Below are 14,006 nucleotides of genomic sequence, written 5' to 3'. Positions count from 1 at the left end.
TCCTGGAGCGGAAGAGGCCCATGACCTCTTGTGCCCTGTAGAGCTGAGGCATGCTTGGCTGGTGGACGCCGCGCGGGGTTTCATGCGGGCTGAGCGAAGTGCAGCCGAGCTTGGCTCGGCTCTACAAAAGAGCGGCTGATCGCGTAATGTGGAACGGTGTCGGGGAGCGGTAGCGCCGGGCCATGCCCGGCGTTGTCGTGTAGGGCCGAGCCTATGCTCGGCTCTACAACGTGCAGTGCGCGCTGTCTGTCCGGTGTTACCAGCGGTACGCGACGCTCAGGCTGCCGGTGGCCTCCCGGTAGCCGCTGTCACCGTGCATCACGCCGAAACCACCCCGCGCACTGAGCCCGGAACGGAACTGAATCTGTGCACCGGCACTGAGTTCATAGCGGTTGCGCGGAATGCCCGCCTTCAGCACTTCATCATCGAAGGCAATGCCATTGCCGGCACTATCGCGGTACCAATTGGCGGCCAGGTACGGGCTGACCGAGGCACCCACTGCCGAGCGTGATTCACCCTGCAGGCGCAGGCCCGCACGGCCGGACAGCCCGCTCTGGTCCAGCGCACGCACCACGGTGCCATTGGCTTCGGTGTGCACATCGGTCTTGGCATCGGTGTAGACCAGCTGCAGTTCCGGCTGCAGGCTCAGCATAGCGCTGCCGATCTGGCCGATGCCGATGCGGTAGCCGGCTTCCAGCGACGACTGCCACAGGTCCGAGTCGTAGCGTTCCTCGGCCAGGCCTTCGCCCTGCACGCGGTTGCGGAACTGGCCGCGCTGCACGCTGGCATCCACATACAGCGCATCGTTTGCCCAATTGCCGTATACGCCCAGTGCGCCACCGTCCAGCTTGCCGCGTGCGCTGTAGCCGGTGATGTCCGAACGCGAGGTCGAGCGCGACTGTGCCAGCGTGCCCATCAGGCCCACGCGACCACGGCCCTCATCGAACACGCCAACGTCCGCACCCAGCTGCAGGCGCGAGCGGTCCACGCGCAGGTCCAGCTGGTCATCCACCGCACCCAGCGTGCTGTGGGTGGCGTCCACGCGCGCCCAGCCGCGCACATCGTCGTTGGCAGTGCCGCCGCCCTGGCGGTCGCGATAGGTATGGCGAAGCATCTGATCCAGCGCGAACTGGTTGGCCAGGTAGGCACCGGTTTCCGGGCGCAGCACCGGCGGCGGCGGGTCCACCGGGTCCACCGGGTCAATCGGCTTGCACTCGGGCAGGGTGGGGTCCACCAGGCAAGGGTCCGGGCCGGCGCCGGTCTGCGAACGCAGGTACCAGTTGCCGTTGGCATCCTTCACCAGGAAGTACTCGTACTGGCCGCCCACGGCACGGCCGAGCAGATCGAACTGCGCGTTGGAGGCACCGCCGATATCGATCAGTTCGATACCGCGCTCGGTCCTGGCACCGGCACCGCCGGCATTGAGCACGCGCACGTTGGCCTGGCCGTCGGCATCACTGGCAATCACCAGTTTGTCGGTCAGCGACGTGTCGTCACCCAGCACCGTATTGAACAGCAGGGTGCCGCCGTTGCCGGTGAACTGGTCTACGTTGAGGGTGTTGAAGGTACTGGCGTTGCCCAGTGCAACGGTACCGGTAGCGCCCAAGGTGAGGTGGCCAACATTGCTGCCGCCGGTCATCAGCCAGGTACTGTCGCCATCGATGCTGGCGGTGGTGACGTTGAAGAATCGGCCGTCGATCTGTGCCTTGTTGCGCAGCATCACATCCAGTGTGCCGTTGGTGACGGAGGTGGGGTCGAAGGTGACGTTGCCGATGAGACGGGCATCGTCCACCGTGAAGTCAACGTCGGTCCGCGCGGCAAGAACGCTGCCCTCGCGCGCGACGCGCAACAGCGTGCCGTCGCCTGCGATCAGCTGCGCACCGTTGGCGACGGTGATGTCGTAGGTGTTGTCGAACAACGGCATCACCTGGATCGCCGCACCACGGCCCGACTGCAGTGTGGAGTCGTTGATATGCAGGCGCAGCATGCCGTCGCCGTTGCGCTCGCCCCACAGCATGGCGCCCACGTTGGCGGCGACAATACGGGAGCGATTGACGATGTCCATCTGGCCGACCAGCATGCGCACGCCGAGGCCACTGTTATGGGGACGAGCGGGTGAGGCGAGATCGTCCACGTGGATCGACGTGCCATCGATCAGGGCATATGGGGTATCGCGGGTGCTCGCGTCGAGACCCTGTGACAGACCTACGCCTACCGACTTTGCGGCGTTGGGGCTGAGATCAGCTGCCGACACGCGGATGCTGCTGTCCTTGACTGTCAGCGAGGTGTTGCCGCCTCTGAGTTCCACCTCGCCGTTGATCCTGGACGAATCGGCAACCAGCGAGGAACGCTCCCATAGCTGGATGGCGGCAATCTGATTGCCGCTGCGGCTCACCTGGGCACGGTCAAGAATGACCTGCGACGTATCCTCTGCCTGGATCTGCTCGGTTTCGCCACCACGCACGGTCAGATGGGAGCCATTGATGAGACGCCATGCCTCGACCGGATCACCGGCGGCAACTTCGGCTGTCTGGCCATCGAGCTCACCGGCCATCGCAGCGCCGAGAGGGCCAGCGGCCAGCGCAAGCAGGAGGCTGCGCAGCAGCGGGCGTTGCAGAGGCATGCCATGCGGGCGTGCGGTACGGGCGAGGGTCATCGGGAGTCCTTGTCGTGGGGCGGGGAGGCTCGACTGCGATGGACGAGCCTAGGCTTGAATCCGTTTCTTGTGAAAGCAGTGTGATCGAGTGGGCTGAAAACGAAACGGTATGCCTTTTTCGGGCGTAGTTTCATTCGCTGCAGTCAGTCGTCCCATACAAATTGTTGCAAAGCGCGCGGGGGAAGGGATCACACTTCAGGTGCCGCTCAGCCCGGCGCCATCGGGCGGTCTGGACTACCTTCGCCTTTTTCGCCCCCTGTAGAGCCGAGCCATGCTCGGCTGCCGTCCGCGCGGCGCATCCGAGCCGAGCATCGGCTCGGCTCGGCTCGGCTCTACAGCGTCCTATGAAGACGGCCTGCGTCTCCTTCGCGTTCTTTGCCTCCTGTAGAGCCGAGCCATGCTCGGCTGCCGTCCGCGCGGCGCATCAGAGCCGAGCATCGGCTCGGCTCTACAGCGTCCTATGAAGACGGCCTGCGTCTCCTTCGCGTTCTTTGCCTCCTGTAGAGCCGAGCCATGCTCGGCTGCCGTCCGCGCGGCGCATCAGAGCCGAGCATCGGCTCGGCTCTACAGCGTCCTATGAAGACGGCCTGCGTCTCCTTCGCGTTCTTTGCCTCCTGTAGAGCCGAGCCATGCTCGGCTGCCGTCCGCGTGGCGCATCAGAACCGAGCACGGGCTCTGCTCCACAACCGCAGCGTGAGTGCCATTCGGCTCATGCGTGCGGCGCCGGTCATCTTTGCAAGTCTTTGCATGGCGGAAGCGCTCCGCATCTTTCACGATGCGGACCCGCATGGAAGGGCAACGTCGATTGCATTCCAGGCGCTACAACCGGCCCGGCGCGGCGCTGTCTTCGGACTAGTTTCAATTGTGTCCGCGATACAACTTTCCTCATGGAGGGAGCCTGCGCGGGTCAAGAGAATGCTGCCCAAAGCGCGATGCGGCTCTCCATCTGGTTGGGCTGGTCATCACCTTGAACATCATCATTGAACAGAATTCCGAGGCTTCGCCATGCATCGCCTATTCGTCGCGATCCATCTCCTGTTGCTTGCTGCGACGGCACACGCAGCGCAGCCACAGATCAGCGTAGGTACGCTGTTCGACTACATGGAGCCTGGCCGCAGCCAGCTGCTCAAGCGCGTGCGCAACAGCGGCGATGCCACCGCGTACGTGCGGGTGGAGGTCACCCGCATGCATTTCGACGGCCAGGGCAATGTGACCGAAACGCCGGTGGATGCTGCCGCGTTGGCACGCAACGAAGGCGGTGCCAGTGGGCTGATCGCCAGCCCCAGCCGCATGATCATTCCCGCCGGCAATGGCCAGCAGGCCACGCGGCTGGTGTTCCGTGGTGATCGTACGCAGGAGCAGTACTACCGCGTGCGCTATGTGCCGGTGATACCCGATGCTGGCGAGTTCTCGCTCGATGCCAATCAGGCAGAGAACTACCAGCAGGGTGTGCAGGCCGGTGTCAACGTGTTCACCGGCTACGGCACGGTGGTGTTCGTACCGCCGGCTGCGACGCGCTACGACACGCAGCTGCACGGCCCTCGCGTTTCCAATGCCGGCAACGCCACCGTGGTGCTGGACAACCTGCGCCAATGCAACCGCGCGCGACCCGATGAGTGCAGCGGCGGGGTGAAGGTGCATGTCTTCCCCGGGCGCCAGCACACGCTGGCCGAAGAGGAGGGCTTCTACAGCCGCTTCGACCTGTTGGAAGGGACCCAGCGCCGCACCATCGACACCCGCAACTGACGGCCAGAACGGCCGCGCGTACATCCAAGGTTTTACTTCGCCGGGCCTCTGCCGGGGGGCTCGTGGGGAAGTTGCGTCCCGAACCCGGCAATCCATTGTTTTTCATCACCCTAGAAGGAATTACCCATGAACCTGAAGAAGGTCCTGCTCTCCACCGCCGCCGCCCTGGTCATTGCTCCGGCCGCCAGCTTCGCCGCCGATTTCCCGGTCACGGTTTCCGTGGAGGCCATCATCCCGGCGGCCGATGGCCTGCAGATCACCCCGGTCGGCGGGTGGGATGCGATCACCCAGACCATGGGCTGGGACATCGCCCGCCAGGATCTGCGCCCGATCAGCCAGCAGATCGACATGCGCAGCAATGCGGCCATCGAAGGCTACCTGACCAATGATGCGGCGCTGACCTCCGGTGCCAACCTGCTGCCGATGGCCGTGCGCGTGAACGGCAAGACGCTGGCCACCGGCGCGGCAGGCAAGGTCGAGATCCTCACTGCCGCCGAGGCCGCAGCCAGCCAGCGCGTTGCGGTGGAAATCGCCACCACCAAGCCGGGCACCGGCTACGTGGAAGGCAACTACGCCGGCCAGGTCTACATGATGTTCGAAAGCACCCCGTAACACATCCCACAAGGCGGGGACGCAGGCGCGTCCCCGCCGTACTGCCTGCCCCGCCATGGAATGCCCCAATGCCCCCTATTCAACGCCCTGCTGCGCTTGCCGTAGCGGTTGCCGGTGCCATCGCGCTGCTTGCCATGGTGCCCCGCCATGCCCGCGCCGAAGCAGCACTGCATACGCTGCAGCAGCAACGCGAGCGCATGCCGGCCGAGTTCCGTGAGCATCTGTTCGGTACGCCGTTGAGTGTGCGGGTGGAACTGGATGGCACCTTCCTTGGCGATGCCGAGGTCCTGCTGCACGAAGACAACCGCTTGCAACTGCTGGCTTTCGGTGACAGCTACGACAGCGCATTGCCGGCGGCCGAGCGCGAGCGCTGGGCGGCCTACCTGGCCGAGCCGGTGCCGTTGGGGAAGCAGTCTGCAGCATCGCAAGGGCTGGCGGCGCTGCACTACAGCCTGGGCAACTCGCTGGTGTCCCTGCTGAGCAGCGACGGCCACCGCGCCACTGCGGGTGGACGTTACCTGCAGGTGCCGGCGCAGGGCAGTACCGGGCTGATGCTGCGCAACAGCCTGACCTACAGTGGCGGCGAGCAGCAGGACAATGCCCTGCGTTATGGCGCCGATCTACAGGGCAGCCTGGGGCAATGGACCGCGCTGGGCAGCTACCAGTACTACCGTTCGCGGCTGGCGGGCGACAGCGACGGCCACTACGTCAGCGCGCTGCACGCGCAGCGCGAATTCAAGGATCATTTCCTGCGCGTGGGCTATTTCCTGCCCACGTTCCAGGGGGTGACCCGGCAGCCGCGGGCGCCGGGCACACAGAACTACACCAGCCTGGGTTTCATGGCCGGTTCGTCGGATGTACTGCTGGCCGACACGGCGGGCGAGGCGGTCTACCCGGTGTATGTCACCGCCAGCCGCGAAGGCGTGGTCGAGATCTACCGTGATGGCAATCTGGTCGGCACGCAGGCGGTGGCGCCGGGCATGCAGACGCTGGATACCCGCCGCCTGCCGGGCGGCATCTATGAGGTGGAACTGCGCGTGGTTGAAGACGGGCAGATCAGCTCGCGCGAGATCGCCACCATCCACAAGCCGAACCACTGGCGTGATGCGAGCCGTCGTTGGCGCTACAGCCTGTTCGCCGGCCGCCAACAGGGCCTGCTGGACAGCGGCGATGACGCCCAGCATGGCAAGGCCGCCGCAGGGGCCGTAGTGAACTATCTGCTGCATCCGCGTGCAGTGGTCGGCGCCAGTGCACAGCGGGTGGGCGAACGCCACAGCCTTGGCGCCTCGCTGGACTGGCAGGCCAGCGAACGCTTCAACCTCTACACCAATCTTTATGACTCCAACGATGCCGGTCGTGGCGTCGATGCGCAGGGCCTGTTGCGCTACGCGCGCGGGTCGCTGGTGGCCTCGCACGCGCGCAGCTGGGTGGAACAGCGTGACCGCGTGGTGGGCCGCGACGGCCAGCCGGCGCGCTGGGAGACCCATGGCGGCTGGCAGGACAGCAGTGCGCTGTCACTCAACCATCGATTCGGCGACGCCCACAGCCTGACCCTGCGCGTGGGTCACAGCCAGGGCTTCAACGCGGGCACCAGTGTGGATGCTTCGTACTGGCGGCGGCAGCGGCTGTTCGGCAGCGATGCCAGCTGGCGGCTGTCGGTATACGACCGCCCGGGCAGCGACGTCACGTCCTCCCGCCGCCAACGGGGTATCGACTTCACCGTCAGCCTTGCATTGGGTAACCCGGGGCGCCGCTACAACGGCAGCCTGGGCAGCCGTACCGGCGCAGCCGGCCAGCGCGATCTGTACGCCAGCCTCAACGTGCAGCAGCAGCTGGACGCACCTTGGCTGCAGAGCGTACATGGCACCGCCAGCGTCGACCGCAATGGGCTGGGGCTGGGTGCAGGTGCCTACATGGACCGGCAGCAGTTCCAGGGCGATGTGCAGGTGCTGCGTGCCTCCAGCGATGGTCGCCTCAGTGGCAGCGCCAATCTGGAAAGCACGTTGGCGTTGGGTGGCGGGCACGTGGCGATGGTCGGGCGCGGGCAGACCGCCAGTGCCGATACCGGCATGATCGTGGATCTGCATTCGGATTTTCCGGGCCTGGCGCTGCGTGCCGATGACAGCCGTGGGGGCGGCGTGGTGCTGCGGTCGGGACGCAATTTCGTGCCGGTCAGCGCGTATCGGGAAGGGCACGTGCAGTTCGATTTCAACGACCACCATGCGCACACGGCAGCGATCCAACCGTCCACGGTCCGCTATCACCTCAACAAGGGCGGCGTGATGCATGCGCAGGTGGATGTGCTGCGCACCTATACGGTGATGGGCCAGATACTCGACGCCGATGGCAACGGCGTGCGTGGCGTGCATGTGATCAACCACGCCAGCCGCAGCGTCAGCCAGGACGAAGGCTTCTTCACGTTGGAACTGAGTGCACGCGCGCCCGTAGTGGAGCTGCGCCATCCGGATCAGCACAGCTGCACGCTGACGCTGGACGAAGCCCGCTATCCGCGCGAGGGCGATCTGGTGATGGTGGGCGGGCTGCAGTGCCCGCCGCAGGTGGCAGGAAAATGAACCAGCAGGCCAAGAGGAGTCGAATGATGTGGTGTGGCGTTCTTCCACGGCTGTGGGTAGCCGCGTTGATGGGGACCGTGGCGGGCACTGCCGCAGCGGCACAGGTATCGATCCAGGCCAGTTTCGCGCCCAGCGCGCTGGAACCCACGCGCAACGCGTTCACCAATGACACGCCCAATGGTGGTTTGTGCACGCGGCCTGGCCTGTGCAGTCCAGACGAGAAGAGCGTGCAGCTCCCCTTCTACGTGTCCTATGGGGCGTTCAGCCCCAGTGCGGATCTCTCGAACCAGGCGTTGTTCAGGGTGCCCAGTGCATGGCGCAAAGTGCAGCTCGTGCATGCGGCGACCGGCCGAACCGCGGAAACGGAGTGGCGCGTGTCGTTCTTCGGTTCAACCTATCGCCTACCGCGCAGCGTGCATGACATCACCGGGCACCCCAACGTGTCGCAGGGGCATCACAATCTGTGGCAGGGCTACGCGTGGAACTACGCGCCGCCGGGCTGCGGGAACATGAACTATGCAGAGGTCAGCCTCTTCATTCTCCGCTACGGCTGGCGTTTCCCCGAGTCCAGCCCGACCTGCACCAAGCGCACCAACTTCGCGTTCGAGGAAGGAATGCTGCTGACCGACGTGAGCATCGGCTACCTGATGCGGTCACCGAATCCGCTGGCCATGGAATCAGGCGAGTACACCGGCCAGCTGCATCTCAGGCTGGGCCCGGGCGGTGACTTCGACTTCGGCAACAATGCCCGTCCGTCCGATAGCGAGTTGATCATCAATTTCACGCTGACCGTTTCCCACGAGTTCCAGGTCACCTTCACCGAGGCGAACCCGAAGGTCAGCCTGGCACCGGTGGGGGGTTGGAGCCAGTGGACGGTGCATGGCAAGGCGCCGCCGCGCCTGCAGCAGGAACTGCCGTTCCTGCTGACCAGTTCCAATGAGTTCAGCGTCAAGATGCGCTGCGAGCATGACGTGGGTGGCCAGTGTGGCATTGCCAACGCTGCCACGCGGGAAGTCGTGCCGATCGATGTGGACGTGACGATGCCGGGCATGCGCGCGATGCACAGCGGTGGGTTCGCGCAGAACACGCCGTTGGTCAGCGAGCGAAGTGGCCAGGTCGCGCCACGCTTCACGCCGAACTCGTATCTTCAGAACCGACATTCAAGATTGCGCTTCGCCGCCAGCGGCCCGGCCGTGGCGGAGATGCTGAAGGCACCGCAGTCGCGCTGGCACGGCGATGTAACCGTGGTGTTCGATTCGGAGCCGTGAGTCAACCGTGGATGCGCATGTACCGCCATTGCAGCCCGATGTAGAGCCGAGCCCACGCTCGGCTCACCGCGCCAAGCGCGGGGTCATCGTGACCTGAGCGGACGGCAGCCGAGCATGGGCTCGGCTCTCCAGTGCGGTGGATGCATCGGCCTGCATCACCCAGGCGGCAGCACCTTGCCCGGGTTGAGGATGCCGTCCGGATCCAGGGCGGCCTTGATCGCGCGCATCGTTGCCAGTGTTGCCGGGGTGAACGCCTGCGCCATGAAATCGCGCTTGGCCAGGCCGATGCCATGTTCGCCGGACAGCGTTCCGCCCAGCGCCAACGTCAGTTCGAAGATCTTCGGCAGCGCGGCATGCGCACGTGCGTTTTCGTCGGCGTCATCTGGGTGATAGAGGATGTTGACGTGCAGGTTGCCGTTACCGGCATGGCCGAAGGTGACGATGGTCAGCACATACTCGCGCGCCAGGGCCTGCACGCCCGCCACCAGATCGGGAATGCGCGACACCGGCACCACCACGTCTTCGTTGATCTTGCCCGGTGCCACACTGCGCAGTGCCGGCGACAGCGCTTTGCGTGCGGCCCACAGCTGGTCGCGCGCGCGGCCTTCCATCGCCACGTCCAGTTCGATCATGCCGTCGCCTTCGGCGGCAGTTGCCAGCGCCTGCAGCAGGTAGGGCAGGGTGTCGTGATCACCATCGGCTTCGACGAGCAGCATCGCGCCAGCTTCCGGCACCTCGGCGCCGTTGAGGCGCAGCAGCTCCAGGCTGCGTGCGTCCATGAATTCCAGACGCGTCGGCACCACCGGCTGCGACATCAGGCGTGACACCGCAGCAGCGGCAGCATCGGCATCGCGATACAGCACGCGCAGGCCGGCCTGGCTGACCGGCAGCGGCGTCAGCTTGAGGGTAGCCTCCACGATCAGTGCCAGCGTACCTTCGCTGCCCACCAGCAGGTGAGTGAGGTCGTAGCCGGTGGCATCCTTGGTGTAGGCGCCGCCACAGCGGATCACCTCGCCGGTGCCGGTCACCGCCACCAGGCCCAGCACGTTGTCGCGGCTGGTGCCGTACTTCACCGCGCGCGGGCCGCCGGCATTGCAGGCCAGGTTGCCGCCGATGCTACAGATCTCCGCGCTGGACGGGTCCGGTGCCCAGAACAGGCCGTGCGGGGCGAGTGCCTGCTGCAGGGTGCCGTTCAACACACCCGGTTGCACCACGGCGCAACGATCGCCGGCCCGGATCTCCACGATGCGGTCCATGCGGGTGAACGACAGCACGATGCTGCCCGGCAGTGGTACGGCAGCACCGGTGGTGCCGGTGCCGGCACCGCGCGCGACCAGCGCTACGTGATGGGCGCGGCACGCACGTACCAGTGCCTGCACCTGTTCGACGCTGGCGGGCAGCGCGACGGCGGCAGGGCGTTGATGACGCCACGAGTTGTCCTGTGCGTTTGCCTCCAGCGCGCCGTCATCCATGCGCCAGCCCTCCGCGCCCAGCAGGGCAGACAGTTCGGCAACCAGGGCAGCGGGCAGGGCAATACTCATGGCAGATCTCGTGGGGAAGCAGGAGCGGGTTGAATCAGTTTCCAGGCAACAACGGCGCCGGCGAGCGGCAGCCACACCCAGCGCAGTTCCGAGAGCAGGGTGGCGATGCCGCGCGCGCTGAAGAACTGCGGGGCAAAAGGCGAAACGCGGATGGGTCGCCAGGGCGCGAAGAAGCGCTGTTCGCTCCATGGCCAGGCCAGGGCAACGCCAAGGCCGCCGGAGGTCATCGCGTCGAGCAGGGGATGGCTGGCGGCGCAGATGAACACGAATACCGCCGCCTGTACGGTGGACGCCACCGTTGGCCGCGCCGTGGTAGGTGCCACCCTTGGTTGGCACGAAACCGCCGACCCAGGTCGGCCGCTACCAAAGAACGCCAACACCGCGGCCAACGCCGCCATCACGCTGGCAAACAACAACGAATGGCTGGCACCCCGATGGCCGAACGCATCGGCATAGGGAATGTGCAGCGCGAACGCCAGCACATCGGCATCGGGCAGCATGGCCGCGACCACACCCGCAGCCAGCAGCCACGCCGGAATGCGGCCACGATCGGCGGCGCACCACAGCGCCAGCGGCACAGCGGCATGGGTGATGATCGAAGGCATCAGCAATCATCCAACCGGAACGCATCGCGCAGCCAATGCAGCTGCGGCGGTTCACCCGTGGCTTCCACCACATCAAAGCGGCAAGGCGCATCGGCCAGCGCCGGATGGTCCTGCAGGTACAACAACGCGGCATGCGCCACACGTCGGCATTTGCGTACATCCACCGAGGCCGCACCGCCACCGAAATCAGATCGCGCGCGGTAACGCACTTCCACGAACACCACGGTGCCGGCGTCGTCCATCACCAGGTCCAGTTCACCGCCGCGATAACGCACGTTGCGCGCGCGCGGCAACAAGCCGGCCTGTTGCAGATGCTGCTCGGCGGCGGCTTCCACCGCCGAGCCCCGTTGGCTGCGCTCAGCGACCACCGACGATCGGCATCGGCCGGCCGCCATTGAAGGTGGACCAGGCCGGCTGGCGCAGGATGTTGCCGTTGCTGTCCAGGAACAGGGTGCCGGTCGCACCATCCAGGCCGCCCTCGTTGGACAGCTTGTCCAGGTAAGCGGTGATCTTCCAGGCATCGGCGCCGAAGGCGAACAGGCGGCCGGCGGCACCGCGTGCGCTGGGCAGGGTACTGGCGACCTGGCTGGCCGAGGGCAGGCCGGACACGCTGCGCACGTTCCAGGCTTCGTTCGGGTAGACGATGCCGTCCAGCGCCACGTCTTCTTCCACCTTGCCGCTGCCGACAGTCAGCTGCGAGGTGCCCACGCGGGTGGCACCACCGGCGCCGGCCAGTGCCAGCTGCGGCGCCAGCAGCCGGGCCTGCGGCGCGCGCACGGCCAGGAACACGGCATCGACCTGGCCGGCATTGCGTATCTGTGCACCGACATCGCCGACCGCATCGCTGACGCCGATCGTGGCCACCACCTGGCCGCCACGCTGGGCGAAGCGCTGGGCAAAAGCGGCAGCGGCACGGCGGCCGGTGTCGTCGGCGCTGTTGATCACCAGCGCCTTGCCGCGCTCGCGGCCACGCAGGTATTCGGCGGCGACGATACCGTCGTCTTCCGGTGCCAGCGAGAAACCGGCACTGCCGGCCGGCGGTGCGTCCTTGCCACGGTTCAGCGCCAGCACCGGCACTTTCAGCTGCTGGCGCCCATACACCGCGTCCACTTCGTCGCGGCCGAGCGGGCCGACCACGAAGTCGGCGCCGGCGCTGACGGCCTTGTCATAGGCGGCCAGCGCACCGGCTGCGGTGCCGGCGGTATCGATGAAGGTGATGTCCGGGCGGCGGCGGGTCTCGCCGTAGTACGCGGCCAGCAGGCCATCGCGCACCGGCTGCGCGGCGGTGGCCAGGCGGCCGCTGAGCGGCAGCAGCACGGCCAGCTTGACCGGCGGGCGGTAGCCATCGCTCAGCGCCGGCGGGCGCTTGCTGGTATCGAACTGGGCCGCGCCATCGCGGTCGAACGGGCGCGGCAGCGGCAGGCCACGCGCGATCAGTGCGCGGCCGGCGAAGTTGTACAGCGGGTCGTTGGCCGGCAGCGCGGCGGCGCGGCTGCGCAGGGTGGTGTCGTCGAGGGTGCCGAGCAGGCCGGCGATGGCCGACTGGTTCTCGTTGCGGGCGGTGCCGGTCAGGCCGGCATGCGCGCGGGCACGTTCGGCAGCAGCGCCGAAGCTGTCACCGGTACCCTGCAGGGCAGTGGCGCGGGCCAGGTACCAGCGCGTGCGCAGCGCCGGCAGCACGTTGTCGCCGCTGTCCTTCAGCAGCGCCAGCGCCTGCGCCGGCTGCTTGTCGGCCAGTGCCAGCTCGGCGCCGGTCAGCTGGTAGCGCTGCAGGCTGGCACCGCTCAGCTGGCGGGCGGTGAGCTGGCCCAGCAGGCTGCGTGCGCGGGCACTGTCGCCGGCCAGGTTCCAGGCCCAGGCGGCATCGGCCAGGGCGTTGGCGCGGGCACCGCCGCGCAGGGTGGCGGCCAGGCCTTCCAGCTGCAGCGCGGCGTCGCGCGGCTTGCCCTGTTCGATCAGCGCCAGCGCCTGGCTCTGGCCCGGCGATTCGGGCGCGCTGGTCAGGCTGGTGGTGGCACAGCCAGCCATCAGCAGCAGCGACAACGACAGGGCGGAGATCCGTGCGGCGGGCTTGTTCATGATCGGGTCCATGCGATGAGGGCAGCGGCCTTGGCCGGGTACACGCTACGATTCTACCCTTGCCCCGTGAGTACCGCTGAAATGAGTGTGCCAACCCTGTACGTCGTCGCCACCCCGATCGGCAACCTGGCCGATCTGAGCCCGCGCGCGCAGGAGGTGCTGCGTTCGGTGGCCGCCATCTGTGCCGAGGACACCCGCCGCAGCGGCCAGCTGCTGTCCCATTTCGGCATCCAGCAGCCGCTGGTGGCCCTGCACGAACACAATGAGGAGGCCCTCGCGCAGCGCCTGGTGTCGCGCCTGCAGGCCGGCGAGTCGCTGGCGCTGGTCAGCGATGCCGGCACCCCGCTGGTCAGTGACCCCGGTTTCCGCCTGGTGCGTGCTGCCCGCGCGGCCGGCATCAAGGTCAGCCCGATTCCCGGGGCCTGTGCCGCCATCGCCGCGCTGAGCGTGGCCGGCCTGCCCAGCGACCGTTTCAGCTTCGAAGGCTTCCTGCCGGCCAAGGCCAGCGGCCGCCGCGACCGCCTGCAGGCGCTGGCCGGTGAAGTGCGCACGATGGTGTTCTACGAATCCTCGCATCGCATCGCCGAATCGCTGGCCGACATGGCGGCGATCTTCGGCGGCGAGCGCCCGGCGGTGCTGGCGCGCGAGCTGACCAAGCTGTTCGAAACCGTGCTCGATGGCGATCTGGCTGGCCTGCTGGCCCAGGTCGAGGCCGACGAGAACCAGCGCAAGGGCGAGTTCGTGGTGATGGTGCAGGGCGCCGGCGATGATGAGGAAGCGCAGCTGGCGCATGGCCGCCGGGTGTACGCCAAACTGAGTGAACATCTGCCGCCGTCGACTGCCGCCAAGCTGGCGGCCGAGTTGACCGGCGCGCCGCGCAAGGCGTTGTACGGCCGGTAGCGCCGGGCAGAAACCCCCCGCGTGCG

General features: G+C 67.0%; 10 protein-coding genes. 5 read left to right on the top strand and 5 right to left on the bottom strand.

The window, feature by feature from the left end:
- Positions 1-256: 256 nt before the first annotated feature.
- Positions 257-2,656 (bottom strand): autotransporter outer membrane beta-barrel domain-containing protein, encoded by a 2,400-nt coding sequence (locus LZ605_RS12520; protein WP_249841928.1) that lies wholly within the window; start codon positions 2,654-2,656, stop codon positions 257-259.
- 1,005 nt (positions 2,657-3,661) lie between these two features.
- On the opposite strand from LZ605_RS12520, the gene LZ605_RS12515 reads away from it, so the two are divergent.
- The 4 genes from LZ605_RS12515 (at position 3,662) to LZ605_RS12500 (ending at position 8,855) form a co-directional block, all read left to right on the top strand.
- Positions 3,662-4,402, top strand: a complete 741-nt coding sequence (locus LZ605_RS12515) for a CS1 fimbrial subunit B flags: Precursor (protein ID WP_249841927.1) — start codon at positions 3,662-3,664, stop codon at positions 4,400-4,402.
- 126 nt (positions 4,403-4,528) lie between these two features.
- The gene (locus LZ605_RS12510; RefSeq protein WP_249841926.1) at positions 4,529-5,014 is read left to right on the top strand and encodes a CS1 type fimbrial major subunit; all 486 of its coding nucleotides are present in this window, start codon (positions 4,529-4,531) and stop codon (positions 5,012-5,014) included.
- A gap of 68 nt (positions 5,015-5,082) precedes the next feature.
- A complete protein-coding gene (locus LZ605_RS12505) occupies positions 5,083-7,587 on the top strand; it encodes a TcfC E-set like domain-containing protein (protein WP_249841925.1) in 2,505 nt (834 codons plus the stop codon).
- 26 nt (positions 7,588-7,613) lie between these two features.
- On the top strand, positions 7,614-8,855 hold the full coding sequence (locus tag LZ605_RS12500) for a hypothetical protein (RefSeq protein WP_249841924.1): 1,242 nt from the start codon (positions 7,614-7,616) through the stop codon (positions 8,853-8,855).
- Positions 8,856-9,010: 155 nt separating this feature from the next.
- On the opposite strand, the gene LZ605_RS12495 is transcribed toward LZ605_RS12500, so the two are convergent.
- The 4 genes from LZ605_RS12495 to LZ605_RS12480 are packed head-to-tail and all read right to left on the bottom strand — an operon-like array spanning position 9,011 to position 13,080.
- Complete coding sequence (locus tag LZ605_RS12495) at positions 9,011-10,396, bottom strand: FAD-binding oxidoreductase (protein ID WP_249841923.1); 1,386 nt, start codon at positions 10,394-10,396, stop codon at positions 9,011-9,013.
- Positions 10,393-11,001: a metal-dependent hydrolase gene (locus tag LZ605_RS12490; protein ID WP_249841922.1), complete on the bottom strand. Its 609-nt coding sequence runs from the start codon at positions 10,999-11,001 to the stop codon at positions 10,393-10,395. The genes LZ605_RS12495 and LZ605_RS12490 overlap by 4 nt, the downstream gene beginning before the upstream one ends.
- Complete coding sequence (locus LZ605_RS12485) at positions 11,001-11,369, bottom strand: YraN family protein (protein ID WP_249841921.1); 369 nt, start codon at positions 11,367-11,369, stop codon at positions 11,001-11,003. Before LZ605_RS12485 ends, LZ605_RS12490 begins: the two co-directional genes overlap by 1 nt.
- Positions 11,359-13,080, bottom strand: coding sequence for a penicillin-binding protein activator (locus tag LZ605_RS12480; protein ID WP_249841920.1), 1,722 nt, complete (start codon positions 13,078-13,080; stop codon positions 11,359-11,361). The genes LZ605_RS12485 and LZ605_RS12480 overlap by 11 nt, the downstream gene beginning before the upstream one ends.
- 81 nt (positions 13,081-13,161) lie before the next feature.
- On the opposite strand from LZ605_RS12480, the gene rsmI reads away from it, so the two are divergent.
- Complete coding sequence (gene rsmI, locus LZ605_RS12475) at positions 13,162-13,980, top strand: 16S rRNA (cytidine(1402)-2'-O)-methyltransferase (RefSeq protein WP_249841919.1); 819 nt, start codon at positions 13,162-13,164, stop codon at positions 13,978-13,980.
- Positions 13,981-14,006 lie beyond the last annotated feature (26 nt).

The organism is Stenotrophomonas maltophilia, assembly GCF_023518235.1.
Classification (GTDB): Bacteria; Pseudomonadota; Gammaproteobacteria; order Xanthomonadales; family Xanthomonadaceae; genus Stenotrophomonas.
This window is presented reverse-complemented; position numbering and strand designations above follow the sequence as displayed.